Here is a 19757-nt window from a genome sequence, read left to right as displayed (position 1 = left end):
CGATTGCCGGACCTGACCCCGACTTTCATCGCAGAGGCGCGCTCGGCGAGAAATTCTGCGCTGAGGTATGCTTGCAGGCTCTTGGCAGCATTTTCCTTCTGAGCATATGAGTTTATCGCGCCTGATCGGTGGCTTCGTCCGTAGCCATTGGCGTCCTTACGCAGCCGCCGGCGCCATGCTGGCCGGGGTTGCCATCATCGGTATCAGTATCCCGCGCCAGATCGGCTTGATGGTCGATGGACTGGCGGCGGGCAAGCTTGGCCGCGAAGCTTTGTGGCAGGCCATCGGCTTGCTCCTCATCCTGGGTGTGGCGAACTATGGCTTGCGCGTTGCGTGGCGCATGAAGCTGTTCTCGGCCGCTTATCAACTGGGCGTTGAGCTGCGCACACGTTTCTATCGCCGCCTGTCGCTGCAAGGTCCGCAGTTCTTCCAGAAGCAGCGCACCGGCGACTTGATGGCCTTGGCCACTAATGACATTGATGCCATCGAGATGGCGGCGGGCGAGGCGATGCTGGCTGGCTTCGATGGTTCGCTTACCCTGCTGCTGGTGCTGGGCATGATGCTGGTCGGCGTCGACTGGCGCCTGGCCTTGTTTGCGCTGATCCCTTTCCCCCTGATGGCCTGGGCCTTCTGGCGCATTTCGTCGCACATCCATACCGCTTCTGCCGATTCGCTGAAGCGGTTCAGCGCTTTGAACGACCACGTTCAGGAGACGCTGTCCGGCGTGCGCACCTTGCGTGCGCTTGGACTGGAACAGCGCAGCAGCACGCGTTTCGAAGAACTGGCCGGCGCCGCTGCCGATGCCAGCCTGACCGCGCAGCGCTGGGAGGCGGCTTATGAGCCGGCAGTCGGTCTTACGCTGACAGCAGCTACCGGCCTGTCGCTGGGCCTCGGCGGTTTCCTCGTGTGGCGCGGCGAACTGACAATTGGCGAACTGACTTCCTTCAGCATGTACCTTGGCCAATTGATCTGGCCGATGTTTGCCGCGGGCTGGGTGCTGTCGCTGATCGAACGCGGCCGCGCCGCCTATGCGCGCCTGCAGCCGATGCTGGATGCTCCGCTGACCATTGAGGACCACGGCAGCTTGCCCCGCGTCGCTCCCGGCAACCTGGAATTGCACGGCGTGGGCTTCGCCTATCCCGGCCAGCACGAACCGGCTCTGTCGGACATTTCGCTGACGCTGAAGCCAGGCCAGACCCTGGGCCTTGTCGGGCCGACCGGCTCCGGCAAATCGACGCTGCTGCGCGTCCTGCTGCGCCAGGTGACGCCTACCCAGGGTAGCGCCACCTGGAGTGGCCACGCGCTGGACCGGTACACGCTGCAGGCACTGCGCGCGGCAATCAGCTGGGTGCCGCAGGAGTCCTTCCTGTTCTCGGCTTCGATTGCGGACAATATCGCACTGGCCAAGCCCGGCGCCACCCGCGCGGAAGTCGAGCGTGCGGCCGACCTGGCGGCCATCCACGACGACATCCTGCTGTTCCCGCACAAGTATGAAACCGAAGTGGGCGAGAAAGGCATTACCCTGTCCGGCGGCCAGCGCCAGCGCGTCGCAATCGCGCGCGCCCTGCTGTCGGACAACGACTTGCTGCTGCTGGACGACGCCCTGTCGGCGGTCGACACCGGCACCGAAACCGCCATCCTGCAACACCTGGAAGAACTGCGCCGCGCCCACGCCACCCGCAGCGCCATTATCGCCAGCCATCGCCTGAGCGCCGTAGTGGATGCGGACCAGATCGTGGTGCTGCAGCGCGGCCGCATCACAGAGTCGGGCTCGCACGAGGAACTGCTTGCGCTGAACGGCTGGTATGCCAGCCAGTGGCGCTACCAACAACTGGAGGCCAGCCTTGACGCAGCCTGATAAACAAAGCGCTCCCGAACAGACGCGCCAGGCTGTCGGCCTGCTGAAGGAAGCCTCCGCTGCGGACCTGCACCACCTGGGCTGGGCCATGCTATGGCTGGTCTTCGCCGCCGGCATGGAGGTGCTCGGCCCCCTGCTGGGCAAGCGCCTGATCGACGAGCACCTCCTTCCCAAGCACCTGGATTGGGCCCGCATGGCCCTGCTCCTGGGCGGCGTGCTGCTGACCGGCTGGATCGCCACCTGGGTGCGTTACCGCCAGTTGGTGCGGCTGTCCGGCGTGGCCATGCGTTCAGTGCAGCGCCTGCGCGAACGGGTCTACAGCCACGTGCTGCGCTTGCCCATGGCGTTCTTCGACCGCGCCATCACAGGCCAACTGGTTTCGCGCGTTACCAACGACACCGAAGCCGTGAAGGGCCTGTACATCCAGGTCCTGTTCGTGATCCTGGACAGCACCATCGTCCTGCTCGGCACCGTCGCCGCGATGGCTTGGCTGGATTGGCGCCTGATGACCATCGTGGTCGCGCTGCTGCCTTTCGTGCTGGTGATCGTCTGGGCCTACCAGCGCCTGAGCGCACCGGCCGTGACGCGCGCCCGCCAGCTGCGCAGCGACATCAACGCGCAGATCGCCGAATCCATCGGCGGCATGACAGTGCTGCAGGCGAACAACGCGGAGCTGCGCTTCGGTGAGCGCTTCGCCGGCACCAACGCGGAGCACTACACCCAGCGCCTGGCCGAAATTCGCGCCAACGCCTGGCTGCTGCGTCCCGCCCTGGACATGCTGAATGTCCTGTTGCTGGCGTCGGTGATCTATATGTTCGGGCAGCGCGACATGAGCGCGGCGGAAGTCGGCGTGCTGTATGCATTCATCAACTACATCGCGCGCGTGATCGAACCGCTGATCCAGATCACCATGCAGTTCAGCCAATTGCAGCAGTCGGTGGTGGCGACATCGCGCGTGGCGATCCTGCTTGCGGAGCAGATTGCACCGGAGCACCGCAGCGGCGCCAGCGCCCACACGCGCCATGCCGCCAACGATGACGGCGCCCCTGCCATCGATATCCGCGCCCTGGATTTCGAATACATCGAAGGCCAGCGCGTACTGCACCAGTTGTCGCTGGCGATCCCGCAGGGCTCCTTCTTCGGCATCGTCGGCCATACGGGAAGCGGCAAGTCGACCTTGTTGTCGCTGCTGCTGCGCTACTACCCCGCCCCGCACGGCAGCATCCGCATGAACGGCATGCTGCTGGATGAAATCGATAACGAGCAGTTCCGCGCCGACGTCGGCCTGGTGCCGCAAGACCCCTTCCTGCTTGCCGCTTCCGCGCGCGAGAACATCGACATGGGCCGCGGCCTGTCGCAGCAGGAAATCGAAACAGCGGCGCGGGCGGCGCATTGCCACGACTTCATCATGGCGACGGAAGATGGCTACGATACCGTGCTGGGCGAAGGCGGCTCGCGCCTGTCTTCCGGCCAGAAGCAGCTGGTCGCCATTGCGCGCGCGCTGGCGGGTAAGCCGCGCATCCTGCTGCTCGATGAAGCTACTTCGCGCATCGACTCGCATACGGAGCAGATCGTGCAGGTGGCATTGAACGAGTTGCGCGGCCAGGTCACCATCATCGCCATCGCGCACCGCCTGTCCACGATCCGCGAGGCGGACCGCATTGTCGTGCTGAACCATGGACGCATTGTGGAACAGGGGCCACACGAAGAACTGATGCAAATTGATAATGGCCTGTACCAGCGCCTGTATCTCCTGCAACAGCTTGCCGCCTGACTTCCTGTTTCCGCACGAAAAGTATTACTAGTCGATTGGTAGTAGAGGTATGCTGTCCTACAGAGGGGGGCAGCGCCATGCAAAAGAACCTATCCATCAAACGTATCTTCATTGCGTTTTTCGCCATCACGGTCGTGCTGGCAACGCTGACAATGCTGGCACTGCTGCGGGTCTCCAGCAAGGAGGCCGAAGCCAAGCAGGCCGCCGATTCGCGCTACCAATCCTACCTGCTGGCCGACGAGCTGCGGCAAAGCTCGGACGACCTTACGCGCCTCGCGCGCACCTACGTGGTGTCGGGCGAAGCCGCCTACGAGCAGCAATACATGGACATCCTGGCCATCCGCAACGGCCAGAAGCCGCGCCCTGAAAACTATGAGCGCATCTACTGGGACTTCGTCGCTGCCGGTTCGCCCGTGCCGCCCTCCCCGGGACAGACCATCGCCCTGTCGGAGCTGATGAAACGCGCCGGCTTCACGGGCCAGGAATTCGCCAAGCTGAAGGAAGCGGAGGCCAATTCAAACGAACTGGTTCGCACCGAAGTGATCGCGATGAACGCGGTCAAAGGAAAGTTCGATGACGGCAAGGGTGGCTTCACCCGCGACGGCCCGCCTGACCCCGAGATGGCGCGCCGCATCATGCACGACAAGGCCTACCACCAGAACAAAGCCAAGATCATGCAACCGGTGAACGAATTCCTGGCGCTGCTCGACGAGCGCACCAGCGCCGAGGTGGCGGCTGCCAGCGCTGCGTTCGACAAGGCGCAGTTGCTGGCGCAAGCGTTGCAAGCCATGTCGGTGATCGCCGCAGTTGCTTGCCTGCTGTTCGCCTACCGCTATATCCGCTCCGGCCTGCAGCAGGCGATCGATACCGCCGAATGCATCGCGGGCGGTGACCTGAGCCGCGATATCGCCTCCAGCCGCAGTGATGAGATCGGACAGTTGCTGCAGGCGATGGAGCACATCAACAAGGGACTTGCCGAGATGATCGGCAATATCCGCAGCAGCACCGACCAGATGACGGTGGCCACCAGCGAGATCGCCACCGGCAATGCCGACCTGTCCGCCCGCACCGAAACCCAGGCCTCCTCGCTGGAGGAAACGGCTAGCGCGATGGAGAACCTGACCGATACCGTACAGCAGAACGCCAGCAATGCGCAGCAGGCCAACCAGCTGGCGGCCGATGCTGCCCATGTGGCGGAACAAGGCGGCGAGGTGGTGTCGCAGGTGGTCGTCACCATGGGCGCGATCAAGGATAGTTCAGCGCGCATCAGCGACATCATCGGCGTGATCGATGGCATTGCGTTCCAGACCAATATCCTGGCGCTCAATGCGGCGGTGGAGGCGGCGCGCGCCGGCGAACAAGGACGCGGCTTTGCCGTCGTTGCGTCGGAAGTGCGCAACCTGGCGCAGCGCAGCGCGGCGGCGGCCAAGGAAATCAAGGAGTTGATCGGCGCCTCGGTTTCGCGTGTCGAAGAAGGCGGGCGGCTGGTCGATGCGGCTGGCGATACCATGCAGCGCATCGTCGCTTCGGTTCACAAGGTGGCCGGCATCATGGGGGAAATCACCAGCGCCAGCCAGCAACAAGGCAGCGGCATCGGTGAGGTGAACCAGGCGATCGGGCAGATGGATACCATGACGCAGCAGAATGCCGCGCTGGTCGAACAGGCGGCAGCTGCGGCAGAAAGCTTGCAGGAACAGGCCCAGTCACTGGCGCAGGCAGTCAGCATCTTCCGCCTGAAGGGCGGCAGCAGCGCCACCGCAATCGCCAGGACGGCCGCCGCTGCGCGCGCCGAACCTGCCGCCGCAGCCGCGACGGCAACGCGCCTGCCGGCGCCGCGCCCCCGCGCAACCCCTGCCGGCAGCAAGCCCCGCGCTGCGGTGCGCCCGAAGCCGGACACGCAAGCCGCGACCCGTACCCCCGCCCCTGCAGGCGACGACTGGGAGGAGTTCTAAGCCTGGCGCCAGCGGCTGTGGGCGAAAGCCGCCGCCCACGCCAGGCAGCCTGCCAGCGCCCATGCAACCGCAGTGCCCGCGCTGGCCGAGCCATTAAAGCCAACCAGGTCCAGCGCCGCTTCCTTGGGAGAGTTGAGCGCGATATACCAGGTGAACAGGAACAGCGCGAGGAACAGCCGCGCCCCCCGCGTCAGGCCGCCCAGCAGGCTGGCTGCCGAGGCCAGTGCCAGCACCCCGGCAATCGCCGCTGACGCCCGTACCGGCGCATCCAGCGACCAGCGCAAGGCAATAATGGCCAGCGGGAGGGCGAGCACCAGGCTGGCCGCCCACTGCCGCAGGAAGCGCCGCACGACACCGCCCGGCAGCGCGCCGGTCATGGCATCGGCCCCGTTCTGCCAATCGCGCGGCACGATGCCGCATACAATCACGCCCCAGCAAGCAACCCCGCCCATCATGACGCCAGTCAGCGCCCCGGGCGCCACCACCGATGCGGCGACCGTACCCGCGGCCAGCGCCAGCGCCGCCGAAGGCGACATTGACAGCACCAGCGCCACCTCCGCCAGCACCTCGCCCGCAAAGCCCGGCACGCGCATTGCCAGGCCAGGCAATGGCCGCACCGCCCACGCCACCGGACGCAGCGCACGGTCGACCAGCGCCAGCAGCCGGTTGCCGCGCGTCGAACGTGGCCGCACGCGGTCCGGTGAATAACGGTGGAAGAACAGCGTTGCCGGAGTTAACAGCAGCAGCGACAACAGCAAGGTAGCCACCCTGAACCCCCACGCTTTCAGCGTCCACAAGGAATCCGGGATGACCAGCACCGCTCCAGCCGGATCGAAAGCAGTGCGTCCCAAGACAAAGTTAGTGGTCTCGAAGTGCTCGCGCAGGGTCGTCACTGCCACCGACAATCCGGAAAAATCGATGAACATCGGCCATAACGCTCCCGGACTCTCGGTCACGCCAATGAGGGCGCCGAACTGCAGGCACCAGAGGAAGAAGAACAGCACGTCGCCGCGCTTGCCAACCAGCGCTCCGACATTGTCGAACAGGACCGCGCACGCAGCCGCGTAGCTGATAATCGGCAGCAGCATCAGCACATAGGTCTGCAGGTAGACCAGCAACTGGATCGGCCCCTCGCCGCGCAAAGCGTGCAGCGCCAGCGTGGAACCGAGGTACGCGAGCACGAACAGCATCAGGTACGCCATCCCGCCCAGCCAGCGTCCGACGGCCAGCAAGGCGTTGCTGGCGCCAGTGGCGGCGATCACCGCTCCCATGCCGCTTTGCAGGTCGTCGGCCACGCGGCCGCGCACCAGGTAGAAGCCCGCCAGCCCCAGCAGCATGCCGGCGATATGCGCGCTGCCAAAGGCCAGCGCCTGGCTGGTGTACAGCACGCGCCTGCCATCAATCACCATCATCGTGACGCCGTCGGCCGGATCGGCAATCGCAAGCCAGCACAAGGCCATCGCCGCCAGCAGCGCCGCCAGCGTGGACAAGCGGCGCAGCCGCAAGCGCACTTCGTTGAGCGCGATGACGCGCAAGGCCTGGGCAATCATGCGGCCTCCGCCGTTGGTTCCGTCAACGCGTAGCGCTGCGCCATCAGCGCCTCTTCCAGGCTAGGCTCGACCGCCTGCGCACCAGCCACAGGCTGTCCCGGATGCGCCACGCGCAACTGCACCTGCGCGCCCTGGCGCTGCGCCTGCAGTACATGAAAGCGGCTGCGCAACGCATCGTAGTCGGCCGCATCGACGCTGGCCTGCCACACCTGGCCGCGCGCCCGCTGCAGTATGGCGTCCGGGGTTTCCAGCGCCAGCAAGCGGCCCCTGCGCATGATGGCCAACTGGCCGGCGATGCTCTCCACGTCCGGCACGATATGGGTCGAGACGATCACCAGCTTGCCGAAGCCCAGCTCGGACAACAGGCGGCGGAAGCGCAAGCGCTCCTCCGGGTCCAGGCCAGCAGTCGGCTCATCCACGATCAGGATATCGGGATCGTTCAGCAGCGCCTGCGCGATTCCCAGCCGGCGCCGCATGCCGCCGGAGAACGAAGCTGCCGGGCGCCGCGCGTGTTCCGACAGGTTCACCAGTTCCAGCAGGTGACGGATGCGGGCCGGATCGCGCACGCCCTTCAACGCCGCGAAATACTGCATGCACTCCAGCGCCGTCAGGTTCGGATACACGCCAAACTCCTGCGGCAGGAAACCAAGGCGGCGCCGCATGGCATCAGGATTCCGCACAATATCTTTGCCGTCGAACAGGATGCTGCCGGCAGTCGGCCGCGACAGCGTAGCGACCAGCTGCATCAAGGTCGTCTTGCCGGCGCCATTGTGACCGACAAGTCCAACAACGCCGCTACCAAGTTTCAGGGAAACGTCGTCTACCGCTTTCAGGTCGCGGAAAGCTTTGCTGACATTGCGCAGTTCGAGCATTTTGTTTTCGCCTCAAGAGTGTTAGTGAGGCGGAATGTATCGGGTGCCCAAGCGCTGCGCGCGGCGCGTGCGACGAACGGTTGAATTCGAGGTCCAGGCGGAAATTTCTCTTAAGTAATTACACAAGTAGAAATTCCACTTGTATTTTCCCCACAGTTAAGGCGTCTATCATGAAAATAGTGAGTCATATTGCGGATTTCCTGCTTGCAACAGGCATATAATGAACCGCACACGCTGCTCATGCGACCCCAAGGACACAAGTTGCCAGGCTTTCCGGTTTTGACGATTTCCAAGCGCCTCCGCACGCTGGTCGGCGCCTGCCTGCTTGCGCCGCTCCTTGCGTTTGCCCAGTCGCCACTCGACAGCGAAATTGCCCAGATCCGCGAATTGGTGCGCTTCGTCCCCGAAAAAGCGCTGGTCCAGTTACAGCAGATGGAGCCGGTGGCACGCTCCGCCCCGCCCCTGACCCGCGCCGAATTCCTCGCCCAGCTCAGCCTGACCCACCGCAGCCTTGGCAAGCTCGACGTCGCGCTCGCCCTGGCCGAAGAACTGCACGACTTCGGGCGCGCACAGGACGACAGGATCATCATCGCCAAAGGCTTGCTGACCAAGGCCTATGTCCGCTCCGCGATGAACGAACGCCAGGTGTCGCACGAAATGGCCTTCGAGGCGGAAAAGCTGGCCAGCGCCACCAGCGACATGGTGCTGCGCGTGCAGTCGACCATCACCGCCGGCCAAAGCTACGCCGAACAGGGCAACTATCCCGTGGCCCTGATCCGCCTGCAGTCGGCAGTGGAATTGGCGCAGAAGGTCGAGCATGACAAGGTGCCGCTGGCCAGCGCGCTGAATGCCCTCACCCTGTTCTACACGCAGGTGCGCGAGTACGACAAGGCGTGGGAAACGCTGGGCGAAACCTTCGAAGTGTCGGAATCCCTGGAATCGCCGGGCCGCATGGCAATCGCCAACAACACCGAATATGGCCTGGCAGTCGATACGCAGCAATACAAGCGCGGCATGCGCGCCCTGCTGGCCAACCTGGAGCTGACCCGCAAGCTCGGCGCCAAGCGCATGATCGCCACCACGCTGGTGAACCTGTCCGATATCAACCTCAAGCTGCATGACTTCCCTGCTGCACTGCGCTTTGCCAACGAAGCGTCGGCGGCGGCACGCGAAGCCAAGGACGATGCCAACGAAGCCACAGCGCGCATCAATGCCGGGCAAGCCTACATGGGAACCAATAAGGTTGCCGAAGGCAAGAAGTCCTTTGCGCTCGGCATGGCCTACTTTGAGAAAACCGGCGACAAGCCGGAGCTGCAAGCCCTGTTGACCGAGTACGGCGAAGCGCTGGAGCGGGTGGGCGACTACCAGGGTGCGGTGGAAGCCTACCACCGCGAACGCCAGATTTCGAACGAACTGTTCGAGTCGCAGCGCAAGAAGACCATGTGGGAGCTGCAGGAAAAGTACGACACCGAAAAGAAGAAGCGCCAGATCGAACAGCTGTCGCATGAAAACCAGGCCAAGGGTGCGGAGCTGACCGCGCGCCGCCTGCAGCAGCGCATCTGGTGGCTGCTGGCGGTGGTGTTCGCGCTGGCTGCCGTGATCGTCGGCCTGCTGTATCGCAAGGTGCGCCAGGCCAATGCCCAGCTTGAAGTGAAGAACCTGGAGTTGAAGGCGCAAAGCTCGCTCGATCCGCTTACGGCGCTGTACAACCGCCGCCACTTCCAGGACTACATGCGCACCCACAACCAGGTGGAGCGGCGCGGCGCCAACGGCGAAGATATCGTGGGCGCCCTGTTCCTGCTGGACGTCGACCATTTCAAGCACGTCAACGACACCTACGGCCACGCGGCCGGCGACGCGGTACTGAAGATGATTGCCGAAAGCCTTCGCATTGCGCTGCGCGAGACCGATATGATCGTGCGTTGGGGCGGTGAGGAATTCCTGGCCTTCCTGCCGGCCATCCCGCGCAACGGCGTGGACGAGATTGCGCGCCGCATCCTGAACTGCATATCGTCGCAACCGGTGCCGTTCCAGGACCACATGATCCACGTCAACGTCTCGGTCGGCTTTGCGCCGTTCCCGCTGGCGCCGGGCGGCTTGCCGCTGCCTTGGGAGCGCGCGGTCAACCTGGTGGACATGGCGCTGTACCTGGCCAAGGCCCATGGCCGCAACCGCGCCTACGGCGTACGCGGCTTCAGCAACTTCGAGCAGACCTCGATGGAAGCCATCGAACAGAACCTGGAACAGGCCTGGCGCGCCGGCTTTGTCGACCTGACGCTGGTGTTGGGCGGCACGCCCGACGAGCCGCCGCCTTCCAACGTGGTGGCGCTGAAAAGCAAGTCGGGAAACTAGTTCTTTTCCTTGCGCGCGTCGCGGGCCGACTCCTGCATCTCCTTGCCAGCCTGCTCGACTTTTTCACCGATCTTCTCAGTCGCCTTGTTCAGCTTTTCGCCAGCCTGCTGGGCCGCCTGGTCCAGTTTCTCGCCGGCCTGGCCCAGTTTTTCTTCAGCCTTGCTGGCGGCCTGGTCCAGCTTCTCGCCCGCCACGCTGGCGGCTTTGTCGATCTCGCGGCCGGCCTGCTCCGCCGGGCCAATGCGCTTGTCTTCCGGTTTCTGGCAACCGCCCAGGGCCAGTACAAGCGTGGCAAACAGCACGGCAATCATGCTTTTCATGGTGTCTCCTTTCCTTCCTGCATATTGAAAATGTTACGCTAGAATACTCCAATGGACGCGCACATTCCCATCCTTAAGCGGGCGGGCATGGTGCTGGTGGTGCTGGGCACCTGCGACTTGCTGGCCATACGGTCCGGCCTTTTCCTGCTCGGCGCAGCAGCCGGTATCGGCTTGCTGTTCGGCAGCCTGCATATGGCTTCCCTGGTACGCTGGATTGCCGCCTTCGGCCTGTGTGCGCTTGGCGTGATGATGCTGGCCTGGCCCCTGATGCAGCCGGTCGACCTGACCCTGGCCCAACTCAAGCTGCAGCCGCGCGTTCTCCCCTCCCTGCTCACCAGCGCAACCTGGCTGCTGCTGCTGCACTGGCTGTACCGCACCCTTGGCGCGCCAGCCGTGCTGGCTGCGCGCCGCGCTGCCGGCCACAAACCGCGCCATATGGGACTGGCAGCTGGCAGCGGCGCCGCCCTGTCGACCATGCTGTGCGCCGCGCTGGCGCTACTGCTGCACGGCGACGATGCGGAACGCGCACGCCGCGCCGCCGAACGCCAGTTCGGGCCGGATTACCGCTATCACGTGGCAGCGCTGAAGGTCGAAGGCAAACGTGTTGAAGGGCTGGTCACTGCGTGGAACGGCAACGAGATACGCAACATCCCGGTGGCGTGGCAAGAAGATGCTAGCGGCGACCGATGACAAAGGCGCCAACCAGCGCGGCCACGCCGAACACCAGCAAGGTGCTGCAAAAAGCCAGGTTGAGGAATTTCGAGAGGTTCAGCACCCCGAGCACGGCGGCGGCCAGGAAAGCCAGTCCGATGAACAGCAGCCAGCCGGCCGTATCGGCAGCCGACAAATCGGTTCCGCGCGCTTGCACATGGCGCATGAAGGCACGCCGCATGGCGTTGGATGCCAGCAACACCAACAGGAACGCACCGCCCGCCGCTAAAAGGCTTACCTGCATCTGCCCTCCACTATTTGGCTGTGGGCAGATGGTAGCACCGAGTCTTAATCGGCGACGATCTTTTTGGGCGGCGGCGGCGGGGCAAAGGCGACGTTATCGCCATCCGGTGCGGAATCCTGGGCATCCGACTCTTCAAGCCAGCGATCCAGGCTGGCACGGCGGCGGATGGTGATGCCTTTGTTACTGATGTAGCCGATCTGCTCGAAGTTATCCAGCTTGCACACCATCTTGGACGTGGTCGGCAGGTTGTCGCGCAGGCGGTCGTAAGCCTTGCGCGCCTTCTGCTCCCACTTGGCCAGGGTCGGCTCGTTGAAGCGGTTACTTTCGTAATAGATGGTCAAAGTGTGGTCGTGATTGCCGTAGCCGACTACCGCCGCCCCCTTGCGGATGGCAGTCAGGATATCTTCCTTGATGTTGGAAGTCGGGACGAAGATGGCCGCCCGGCTATCCGCTTCATCGGGCCGCTGCAGCGGTAGGTCCTGGCCAAACTGTACACCCATCAATGTTTCTCCCCGGCTATATTCACCCGATTCTACCTCGCGCCCCTTCCCGGTTCAAGCAGCGTCACGCCGTATAATGCGCATGCCTCATCCTCTTTATAGCCTGATAATGACAGCTTTTCCACCTGCCGCCCATGATTCGGCAGCCCGCAATGTGCGCGACCTGCTCGCCCACGCCATCGAATACGCCGCGCCACAGCAGGCTTTGGTGGTGTTCGACCGGCGCAGTCCACTGTCCCAAGTGCTGGCCGACGCCTACCGCGCAGCCCTGCCCGAAGGCCGTTTCATCGATTTCGACACGGTACAGCCGGATGACGTGCTTGCGGCTTTCGAGCAACTACAGCCCGGCGACCTGGTGGTGCTGGTACAGACCACCAGCTTCCGCCTCAACGAATACCGCATCCGCATGGAGCTGTTCAAACGCGGCCTGAAGGTGATGGAGCATATGCATTTGTCACGCATGCCGGGCGAGCAAGGTCTTGTCTATATTGATGCATTGGCTTATGACCCGGCGTATTACCGCGGCGTCGGCCACGCGTTGAAGGCGCGTATCGAACGCGCGCAGTCGGGCGTGGTGGAAAGCGGCGGCGAAAGGCTGGTGTTCGCTTCCCCGTTTGAAGAGGCCAAGCTGAATATCGGCGACTACAGCGCGATGAAGAATGCCGGCGGCCTGTTCCCGATCGGCGAAGTGTTCACCGAGGCGCAAGACCTGGAAGCGGTCAACGGCCGCGCCAAGGTGTTTGTATTCGGCGACACCACCTTCCACGTCAACCGCCCAGCCACTCCAATCACCATGATCGTCGAAAAAGGCCGCGTGGTCGGCGCCGAGAACAGCACGCCGGAATTCGACAATATGCTGGCCATCATCCGCGCACACGAAGGCGACGTGTGGGTGCGCGAACTCGGCTTCGGCATGAACCGCGCCTTCTCGCGCGAACGCACGGTGGACGATATCGGCACTTATGAACGCATGTGCGGCATCCACCTTTCGCTGGGCGCCAAGCACGGCCAGTACCAGAAGCCCCAGTTCAAACGCAAGGATGCCCGCTTCCACGTTGACGTCTTCGTCCAGACCGACGCGGTCTACCTCGACGACGACCAGGTCTACCGCGACGGCGGCTGGGCTCCTGCTTCCTGAGGCGCCCACTGCCAGTTGGTAATGGCGCGCAAGAGCCATTCTGCCGGGCCGTAGGCGTGGTGCCTGAGCCACCGGGCGCTGAGGGCCATTTGCGTGAAGTAGATTGCCGGTACCAGCGCGAGCACGGCGATTGGCGGAAGTTCGTCACACAAGCGCATGCCGTAGCCGGTGAACAGCAAGGCCATGGCCAGCGACTGCATCAGGTAATTGCTTAACGCCAGCTTGCCCATCGGCGCCAGTGCCGCGATCACACGCGCGCCGTAGCGGCTTTCGAACAACAGCATCAGGGCCACGACATACGCCGCCGTCAGGATCGGCGCAGTCAGGTAGCTGAGCGCGGTGGCGAAAATCATCAGCACCCCGCCCGGCGCGAACTCGGCTGCGGCCGCATACAGCAGTGCGCCGCCCAGCCCGAACGAGGCGCCAAGGCGCAAGATGGGCCGTACCAGCTGCTCGAACGAATCGACACCATCGAGCAAATGCGCACGCCCCGCACCAAGTCCGAGCAGGAACATCGCCAGCGCGCTTGGCCCCTGGCCAAACATCAGGAACGCGACAGTCGATGGAAACTCGTCCATGATGAATGCCTGCGTGCTGCCCGCATTCGCATGGAAAGCGGCCACCTTGGCAAATACCGCCTTCAGTTCCGGCGGTCCCGCTTCCGGGGAGAGCATGAGCACCACGCCCAGCACCACCAGCATGCACGCCGCCAGCATCAGCAATAGTGCAGCACTTTCGGCAGTTCGCCACTGGCGGCCATACCAGAACAGCAGCAGTAAGCTCAGCAAGCCGTACAAGTGCAGGATATCGCCATAAAACAGAAAGCAGCCATGCAGCACGCCCAGTGCTACCAGCCCCGCAGCCCGGCGCAGCATGCGCGGGCGGAATGCGGCGCCGGCACGGTCGGCCGCCGCCAGCTGCAAAGTAAAACTGTAGCCAAACAGGAAGGAGAACAGCAGGTAGAACTTGGCTTCGAACAGCAGCGCAACGATGAAACGCACCGCCACGTCGAGCCCGCCCGCATAGCGCGGGTTGTTCACGCCGGAGGCGAAATAGGGGTCGGCGAACGACCAGATATTGACGGCCAGGATGCCGAGCAGCGCAAAGGCGCGCAAGGCGTCGACCTGCAGGAGGCGGTGTTGGTTCATCCCGTGATTATATATTTAGCAACCCCGCGTCTGCCAAGGCCTTGTCCCAAGGAGGCACGGGCTGGTATTCCGCCACCAGGAAATCGATCAGCGCCCTCACCTTCGGCGATAGCTGGCGCGTGGCCGGGTACAGGGCGCTCAAATGGTTCAGGGGCAGCTCCCAGTCGGACAGCACCGGCACCAGCCGTCCCTCGATAATGTCGCGCCATGCCAGGAAGGTTGTCGTGTAGACGATGCCGAGCCCGCGCAGGGCGGCATGCTGCAGCACCATCCCGTTATTGGCAGTGAAGGCGGGCGTCACCCGCACCGTAGCCTGCTCCTCGCCGCGCGCGAAATGCCAGGCGATGCCGCCGGTCAGGTGGCTGAAATGCAGGCACTGGTGGCGATGCAGGTCGTCCGGCACCTCCGGCCGCCCGGCCCGCGCCAGGTAGGCCGGCGAGGCGCACAGCACGCCGCGGCAAGGCGCCAGGGGTCGTATCGCCAGCGCACGGCTATCCGGAATCCCGCCCACACGGATGGTCAGGTCGAAGCCATGCTCGATCGGGTCGAGCAGCGCATCATCCACATGCAGCAAAGGCGACAACTGCGGATGCGGCAGGCTGAATCGCGCCACCGCATCGGCCAGCCATTCGCTGCCGAAGCTGGACGGCGCCTGTATCCGCAGCGGCCCCGCCAGCTCGATGCCGGCATGCGTCACCACCCGAGCTGCTTCCTGCGCCTGCAGCACCGCCAGGGCGCAAGGTTCAAGGTAGGCCTGCCCGGCATCGGTCAGGCTCACGTCGCGCGTGGAGCGATGCAGCAGGCGCGCATTGAGCCGTTCTTCCAGCGCGATCACATGCTTGCTCACCATGGCGCGGCTCATGCCAAGCCGGCGCGCCGCGCCGCTGAAGCTGCGCTGGCGCGCCACCTCCACGAAGATTTCCATTGCCTTGAGCTGGTCCACGGCAACAATTGTCTCCATTTTGGAGACAATGTGTCAACCGTTTGCGCATTGTTCGCACCCAATGGCTTCCCTACAATGACCTGCATTAAGAAAAGGAGCACAGCATGCTGACCGACGCCCAGAAAGCCCAATACGCCAAGGATGGCTTCATCGTCATCCCCGGCTTCAAGACCGCAGGCGAAATCGCCGCCCTGCGCGCCCGCGCCGCGCAAGTCGTCAACGACTTCGACCCGGCCGTTGCGCAAGGCATCTTCACCACCAAGGAGCAGGAGAAGAAAGCCGACGATTACTTCCTGGCCTCGGACAACACCATGCGCTGCTTCTTTGAAGAAGAAGCTTTCGGCCCGGACGGGCAACTGAAACAGGCCAAGGAACTGTCGATCAACAAAATCGGCCACGCCATGCACGACCTGGACCCGGCCTTCCGCGCCTTCACCGCCGATGCGCGCCTGGAGCAGATCGCCCGCGACATCGGCCTGGCCGAACCGCAAGTCTGGCAATCGATGTACATCTTCAAGCAGCCCGGCATCGGCGGCGAGGTGCGCTGGCACCAGGATGCCACCTACTTCGACACCACCCCGATCAGCGTCACCACCTTCTGGTTCGCACTGGAAGACGCCACGCTGGAAAACGGCTGCATGTGGGCTGAACCTGGCGGCCATCGCTCTCCGCTGCGCGAACGATTCATCCGCGAGGGCGACCAGGTGCGCGTGGAAAAACTGGACAACATGCCGTGGCCAACCGACGCCACCGCCGTGCCGCTCGAATGCAAGGCCGGCTCTCTGGTCTGCTTCCACGGCCTGCTGCCACACTACAGCGCCCCGAATCGTTCGCCCGTTTCGCGCCACGCCTATACGCTGCACGTGACCGATGGCCGCACTGAATACTCCAAGCGCAACTGGATCCAGCGTGACGCATCCTTCCCTGTGCGAGGCTTCCTGTGAAAATCAGTATCTTCGCGCCGCACTGGGGCAGCAATGAGTTGCCGCCGGACGTCTTCATCGCCAAGGTAAAAGAGGCCGGCTTCGACGGCATCGAAATGTCGCTGCCGCTGGACCGCGCCCAGCGCGACAACTGGGTCTATAAGGTCGCCAACGCAGGACTGGATCTGATTGTCGCCCAATGGGAGACAGTGTTTCACAGCGACTTCGAAGCGCATAAACAGGCACTCGGCGAACTGCTGCGCAACGCCTGCGAGGTGCAGCCTGTGCTGGTCAACTCGCACACCGGCAAGGATTGGTATACGCCGCAGCAAAACGAAGAGCTGATCGCACTCGCCGCCGACATCTCCACAGAATACGGCGTGCCGGTGGTGCACGAAATCCATCGCAGCCGCTTCAGCGGCCACCCGATGCTGCTGCTGCCTTACCTCGATCGCCTGCCGCAACTGCACCTGAACGCCGACCTCTCGCACTGGTGCGTGGCTTGCGAATCGCTGCTGGAAGACCAGGAACTGACGCTGGCCAAGGTGCTGCCGCGCGTGCGCCACATCCACGCCCGCATCGGCCACCAGCAAGGCCCGCAGGTGGCCGACTTCCGCGCACCGGAAAACGCCGATGCGTTGAAGGCCCACCTGTCCTGGTGGGACCGCATCATTGAACTGCGCCGCAACGACGGCGCCGAACGCATGACGCTCACGCCGGAATTCGGCCCGGCGCCTTATACCTTCACCTTGCCCTACACCGGCCAGCCGGTCAGCAATGCTTGGGACCAGAACGTGGCGATGCTGGACCTGCTGCGCAAACGCTACTGCATGTGATTCAAATCCGCTTCGTGAGCAAAGGGCATGATGATTCATGCCCTTTTTCTTTTCCCCGTTCAATGTCATACTGCTAATTGTATATTCGCAATATTTCTTTTGACGCAAACGGAATCACCATGGATAAAGCAGGCTTTTGGAGCATCATCGACAAATCGCGCAATGCTGCCGGCGGCGATCCGTATGAGCAACTCGGGACTCTTGGTGAACTCCTGCGTGAGCTTTCGCCGGACGAAATCGTCTCCTTCGACTACCACTTGAGCGCATACCATGCGCGTGCCTATCACTGGGATCTCTGGGGCGCCGCCTACATCATTGGCGGCGGCTGCTCGGACGATGGCTTCATGGACTTCCGCGGCTGGCTGATTTCGCGCGGCGAGAAAGTATACGAATCAGCAATGGCCAATGCCGATTCGCTCGCCGAATTCGTGGAAGAGCATGACGACGATTGCCAGGTTGAGGGCTACCAGTACCTTGCATCCGAGGCCTGGGAAGAGAAGACCGGCAAACCTTCCGAAGACTTCCCCGAACACGACCTCCCCAATGGGCGAGAGGTTGAAGGCACCCGATGGGAAGAGGAAGATACTTGCGCATGCGCGCATGCGCAAGGCAAAGCGTTTTCCCCCGCTCGATACACGACCCTTGGCCTCCGGGCCAACAGCCCGCTCGGCGTTTCGGCACGCTAAAGTAAAGATACCAGGAGTGATTTCAAATGGAATGCTTTGAACATTCAGGTTCCAATTCGGTCGGCGTCTGCAAGGCCTGCGGCAAAGCGGTCTGTCGGACCTGCGTGGTTGATGCAGGAGTCGCTATCGCTTGTTCCGACCGTTGTGCCAAAGAAGCGGCCGACGTGCACGAAATGAACCAGCGAGGAAAAAAGCTATACGGCATCGGGACGGATCGAAAAAATCTGCCTAGCGGCGTCGTGATGTGGCTTCTGCTTGGAGCGCTTTTCAGCGGATATGGGATCTACGCGTCGCTGCGTTCCCGCGAACCCGAATGGTTCCTCTTGCTCTTCGGCGCAGTATCATTTTTCATCGCATGGCTTGCCTACTACAGGGCGAAAGACGTCGGCATCCAGTGTTAGGAGTTAAATTGAGATCCTCGACACTTTTCTGTGAAGACCTGGCAGCGATCCTGGCTAGGGAACTCGCCAGCGGCAACTCCTTGACCGAAAAACCGGCTGTTACGGATTGGCCTGACAAAGGTTCTGTTTTCGGACATTTGACCAAAGACCTTACGACGCCAACGAGCGCTCTACCCGATACTATTGAAGCTTCGATCTGCAACGACCCGCATTACGGCTGGTATCAGGAACTTTTCTGCCGCAAGCATCGGCATCTTCTGGTAGCAGGCGTTCCAAAACCAGGTCTGCCAATGTGGACCGATTAGTCAGGGAACATGGAAAACACGAAACTGAAGGTGGGACTTATAGTCGTCATCGGCGTCTTGTCCGGTCTGGCGTGGTTGTTCGGCTCTGGACTGATGTCCGTCTATCTCGACATTGCCCTCAGTACAGGCAACGGTTCGATGCTGAAATTAGGATTATCAATCCTGCTGTGTTCCTTCCTCTTCGGCGTTGCCGGTGCTTTGCTGACGATGTGGGCTGGCGAGCGCCTGCCTGAAGCACCCTATATTCACCTGCTGGCGAACGTAGTTTGCGTCTTGTTCACCGCAGCCTTCATAGATGGACCAGTTGCGCTTGTCCTGATATTGTTTGAACAAAAGCTCTGGGCATTCTTGTCCGGTGGGGCGATTGTGTTCTTTATCGCTCGCCGAAAGCGAGTCTTTCAACCAGCCATTGCACCTGCACCTAACCGATGAAATACCCCGACGTCCTTGATCCGCTAAAAGTCGGCGAGTACCCGGCCTCCGCGAAGTCTGGCGGCGGCTACGTGTGGGACGCTGTCCTCGAATACCGCGTATGGTGTCATCCGGAGCGCGGCGCGCCTGACGAAGATGACGGAAGCGATTACTACTACGCCTTCGAAACGTTCGAAGAGGCGAAGGAGTTTGCCGACCAAAATCCCGGGACAGAAGCCCCCCTTGCCTTGGTCCTCCAGCGCGAGTACATCGACGAACCCGAGCCGGGCGAGTATGTCCATTGCCGCGAAGAGCGAATTACGGAGTGGCCTGTCACTTTCCTGACCAGGCCCGCACGCGACGAATTTACTATTCCCGACTTCCTCGCGCCTGACGCTCCATCGAACCGGCTCGAAATCCTGCGCGGGCACGCGCCACGGGCCAGGAAATGCTGACCATCGCCGCAATTCTGCTTTTCATCACCGGCGTCGCCCACTCGTATCTCGGCGAGCGCTACATCCTCATTCGCCTCTTCAAACGCGATAACCTGCCCACGCTTTTCGGTGGAACCGACTTCACAACGGGAACGTTGAGATTTGTCTGGCACCTCCTCACCTTGGTCTGGTGGGGTATCGCCGCCCTTGTCATGCTTGCATCCGGTGATCAGCTGCAGGCCGGAACGGTACTGCGTGTCTTCAGTATCGTTGCTCTGCTATCTGGCCTGTTCCCGCTCTGCTTCACCCGCGGCAGGCACCTGTCCTGGATAGTTTTCTTCGCCGTCGCAGCCCTTCTCTGGTTAGGATCGCCATGATTGCAGCTTTCAAACTGGCTAA

At 62.8% G+C, this 19757-nt stretch carries 20 protein-coding genes; 13 read left to right on the top strand and 7 right to left on the bottom strand.

Annotation, left to right across the window (positions count from 1 at the left end):
• Positions 1-106: 106 nt before the first annotated feature.
• The 3 genes from ASD07_RS12390 to ASD07_RS12380 all read left to right on the top strand — a co-directional run bounded on the left by ASD07_RS12390 (position 107) and on the right by ASD07_RS12380 (position 5584).
• Positions 107-1858 carry an ABC transporter ATP-binding protein gene (locus tag ASD07_RS12390; protein ID WP_055930130.1) on the top strand — a complete coding sequence of 584 codons (1752 nt, stop codon included), beginning with the start codon at positions 107-109 and terminating at the stop codon, positions 1856-1858.
• An 88-nt stretch (positions 1859-1946) separates the two neighbouring features.
• Positions 1947-3632 carry an ABC transporter transmembrane domain-containing protein gene (locus ASD07_RS12385; protein ID WP_229207151.1) on the top strand — a complete coding sequence of 562 codons (1686 nt, stop codon included), beginning with the start codon at positions 1947-1949 and terminating at the stop codon, positions 3630-3632.
• A 77-nt stretch (positions 3633-3709) separates the two neighbouring features.
• A complete protein-coding gene (locus tag ASD07_RS12380; RefSeq protein WP_082507283.1) occupies positions 3710-5584 on the top strand; it encodes a methyl-accepting chemotaxis protein in 1875 nt (624 codons plus the stop codon).
• Here ASD07_RS12380 and ASD07_RS12375 read toward each other — a convergent pair.
• Positions 5581-7134 carry a hypothetical protein gene (locus ASD07_RS12375; RefSeq protein ID WP_055930125.1) on the bottom strand — a complete coding sequence of 518 codons (1554 nt, stop codon included), beginning with the start codon at positions 7132-7134 and terminating at the stop codon, positions 5581-5583. The two genes, ASD07_RS12380 and ASD07_RS12375, sit on opposite strands and share 4 nt — an antisense overlap.
• Entirely contained in the window at positions 7131-8006 is an 876-nt protein-coding gene (locus ASD07_RS12370; RefSeq protein WP_055930123.1) for an ABC transporter ATP-binding protein, read from the bottom strand. Before ASD07_RS12370 ends, ASD07_RS12375 begins: the two co-directional genes overlap by 4 nt.
• Positions 8007-8285: 279 nt before the next feature.
• Between ASD07_RS12370 and ASD07_RS12365 the strand changes: the two genes are divergently transcribed.
• Entirely contained in the window at positions 8286-10358 is a 2073-nt protein-coding gene (locus tag ASD07_RS12365; protein WP_307144280.1) for a GGDEF domain-containing protein, read from the top strand.
• On the opposite strand, the gene ASD07_RS12360 is transcribed toward ASD07_RS12365, so the two are convergent.
• On the bottom strand, positions 10355-10678 hold the full coding sequence (locus ASD07_RS12360; protein ID WP_055930122.1) for a hypothetical protein: 324 nt from the start codon (positions 10676-10678) through the stop codon (positions 10355-10357). The genes ASD07_RS12365 and ASD07_RS12360 overlap by 4 nt on opposite strands.
• Positions 10679-10729: 51 nt before the next feature.
• Here ASD07_RS12360 and ASD07_RS12355 point away from each other — a divergent pair, with 51 nt between their 5' ends.
• Entirely contained in the window at positions 10730-11368 is a 639-nt protein-coding gene (locus tag ASD07_RS12355; RefSeq protein ID WP_055930119.1) for a hypothetical protein, read from the top strand.
• Here ASD07_RS12355 and ASD07_RS12350 read toward each other — a convergent pair.
• Together ASD07_RS12350 and ASD07_RS12345 are read right to left on the bottom strand one after the other, a co-directional pair.
• Positions 11352-11633: a hypothetical protein gene (locus ASD07_RS12350; RefSeq protein ID WP_055930116.1), complete on the bottom strand. Its 282-nt coding sequence runs from the start codon at positions 11631-11633 to the stop codon at positions 11352-11354. The genes ASD07_RS12355 and ASD07_RS12350 overlap by 17 nt on opposite strands.
• A 44-nt stretch (positions 11634-11677) precedes the next feature.
• The gene (locus ASD07_RS12345) at positions 11678-12133 is read right to left on the bottom strand and encodes a hypothetical protein (protein WP_055930113.1); all 456 of its coding nucleotides are present in this window, start codon (positions 12131-12133) and stop codon (positions 11678-11680) included.
• A 109-nt stretch (positions 12134-12242) separates the two neighbouring features.
• Between ASD07_RS12345 and ASD07_RS12340 the strand changes: the two genes are divergently transcribed.
• Complete coding sequence (locus ASD07_RS12340; protein WP_229207127.1) at positions 12243-13271, top strand: hypothetical protein; 1029 nt, start codon at positions 12243-12245, stop codon at positions 13269-13271.
• Here the strand turns inward: ASD07_RS12340 and ASD07_RS12335 are convergent.
• Complete coding sequence (locus tag ASD07_RS12335) at positions 13238-14419, bottom strand: DUF418 domain-containing protein (RefSeq protein ID WP_055930108.1); 1182 nt, start codon at positions 14417-14419, stop codon at positions 13238-13240. The genes ASD07_RS12340 and ASD07_RS12335 overlap by 34 nt on opposite strands.
• A 7-nt stretch (positions 14420-14426) precedes the next feature.
• Positions 14427-15380, bottom strand: coding sequence for a LysR family transcriptional regulator (locus ASD07_RS12330; protein WP_229207126.1), 954 nt, complete (start codon positions 15378-15380; stop codon positions 14427-14429).
• Positions 15381-15466: 86 nt separating this feature from the next.
• On the opposite strand from ASD07_RS12330, the gene ASD07_RS12325 reads away from it, so the two are divergent.
• The 7 genes from ASD07_RS12325 (at position 15467) to ASD07_RS12295 (ending at position 19735) form a co-directional block, all read left to right on the top strand.
• Positions 15467-16306 carry a phytanoyl-CoA dioxygenase family protein gene (locus tag ASD07_RS12325; protein ID WP_055930105.1) on the top strand — a complete coding sequence of 280 codons (840 nt, stop codon included), beginning with the start codon at positions 15467-15469 and terminating at the stop codon, positions 16304-16306.
• Positions 16303-17121, top strand: coding sequence for a sugar phosphate isomerase/epimerase (locus ASD07_RS12320; RefSeq protein ID WP_055930102.1), 819 nt, complete (start codon positions 16303-16305; stop codon positions 17119-17121). Before ASD07_RS12325 ends, ASD07_RS12320 begins: the two co-directional genes overlap by 4 nt.
• Before the next feature lie 119 nt (positions 17122-17240).
• Positions 17241-17807: a DUF4240 domain-containing protein gene (locus ASD07_RS12315; RefSeq protein ID WP_055930099.1), complete on the top strand. Its 567-nt coding sequence runs from the start codon at positions 17241-17243 to the stop codon at positions 17805-17807.
• Positions 17808-17833: 26 nt separating this feature from the next.
• Positions 17834-18208, top strand: coding sequence for a hypothetical protein (locus ASD07_RS30800; protein ID WP_156397980.1), 375 nt, complete (start codon positions 17834-17836; stop codon positions 18206-18208).
• 314 nt (positions 18209-18522) lie between these two features.
• On the top strand, positions 18523-18945 hold the full coding sequence (locus tag ASD07_RS12305) for a hypothetical protein (RefSeq protein WP_055930093.1): 423 nt from the start codon (positions 18523-18525) through the stop codon (positions 18943-18945).
• The gene (locus ASD07_RS12300; protein ID WP_055930091.1) at positions 18942-19379 is read left to right on the top strand and encodes a hypothetical protein; all 438 of its coding nucleotides are present in this window, start codon (positions 18942-18944) and stop codon (positions 19377-19379) included. Before ASD07_RS12305 ends, ASD07_RS12300 begins: the two co-directional genes overlap by 4 nt.
• Complete coding sequence (locus ASD07_RS12295; RefSeq protein ID WP_055930089.1) at positions 19373-19735, top strand: hypothetical protein; 363 nt, start codon at positions 19373-19375, stop codon at positions 19733-19735. The genes ASD07_RS12300 and ASD07_RS12295 overlap by 7 nt, the downstream gene beginning before the upstream one ends.
• Positions 19736-19757 lie beyond the last annotated feature (22 nt).

Origin of the sequence: Duganella sp. Root336D2 (assembly GCF_001425005.1) — a bacterium.
Lineage (GTDB): Bacteria > Pseudomonadota > Gammaproteobacteria > Burkholderiales > Burkholderiaceae_D > Rugamonas.
The sequence above is the reverse complement of the archived record's forward strand: the minus strand, read 5'-3'. Positions and strand labels throughout refer to the sequence as shown.

Coding starts and splice junctions, on each gene's coding strand:
- ASD07_RS12390 (WP_055930130.1), top strand. CDS start 107: ATGAGTTTATCGCGCCTGATCGGTGGCTTCGTCCGTAGCCATTGGCGT.
- ASD07_RS12385 (WP_229207151.1), top strand. CDS start 1,947: ATGCTATGGCTGGTCTTCGCCGCCGGCATGGAGGTGCTCGGCCCCCTG.
- ASD07_RS12380 (WP_082507283.1), top strand. CDS start 3,710: ATGCAAAAGAACCTATCCATCAAACGTATCTTCATTGCGTTTTTCGCC.
- ASD07_RS12375 (WP_055930125.1), bottom strand. CDS start 7,134: ATGATTGCCCAGGCCTTGCGCGTCATCGCGCTCAACGAAGTGCGCTTG.
- ASD07_RS12370 (WP_055930123.1), bottom strand. CDS start 8,006: ATGCTCGAACTGCGCAATGTCAGCAAAGCTTTCCGCGACCTGAAAGCG.
- ASD07_RS12360 (WP_055930122.1), bottom strand. CDS start 10,678: ATGAAAAGCATGATTGCCGTGCTGTTTGCCACGCTTGTACTGGCCCTG.
- ASD07_RS12355 (WP_055930119.1), top strand. CDS start 10,730: ATGGACGCGCACATTCCCATCCTTAAGCGGGCGGGCATGGTGCTGGTG.
- ASD07_RS12350 (WP_055930116.1), bottom strand. CDS start 11,633: ATGCAGGTAAGCCTTTTAGCGGCGGGCGGTGCGTTCCTGTTGGTGTTG.
- ASD07_RS12345 (WP_055930113.1), bottom strand. CDS start 12,133: ATGGGTGTACAGTTTGGCCAGGACCTACCGCTGCAGCGGCCCGATGAA.
- ASD07_RS12340 (WP_229207127.1), top strand. CDS start 12,243: ATGACAGCTTTTCCACCTGCCGCCCATGATTCGGCAGCCCGCAATGTG.
- ASD07_RS12335 (WP_055930108.1), bottom strand. CDS start 14,419: ATGAACCAACACCGCCTCCTGCAGGTCGACGCCTTGCGCGCCTTTGCG.
- ASD07_RS12330 (WP_229207126.1), bottom strand. CDS start 15,380: ATGGAGACAATTGTTGCCGTGGACCAGCTCAAGGCAATGGAAATCTTC.
- ASD07_RS12325 (WP_055930105.1), top strand. CDS start 15,467: ATGCTGACCGACGCCCAGAAAGCCCAATACGCCAAGGATGGCTTCATC.
- ASD07_RS12315 (WP_055930099.1), top strand. CDS start 17,241: ATGGATAAAGCAGGCTTTTGGAGCATCATCGACAAATCGCGCAATGCT.
- ASD07_RS30800 (WP_156397980.1), top strand. CDS start 17,834: ATGGAATGCTTTGAACATTCAGGTTCCAATTCGGTCGGCGTCTGCAAG.
- ASD07_RS12305 (WP_055930093.1), top strand. CDS start 18,523: ATGGAAAACACGAAACTGAAGGTGGGACTTATAGTCGTCATCGGCGTC.
- ASD07_RS12300 (WP_055930091.1), top strand. CDS start 18,942: ATGAAATACCCCGACGTCCTTGATCCGCTAAAAGTCGGCGAGTACCCG.
- ASD07_RS12295 (WP_055930089.1), top strand. CDS start 19,373: ATGCTGACCATCGCCGCAATTCTGCTTTTCATCACCGGCGTCGCCCAC.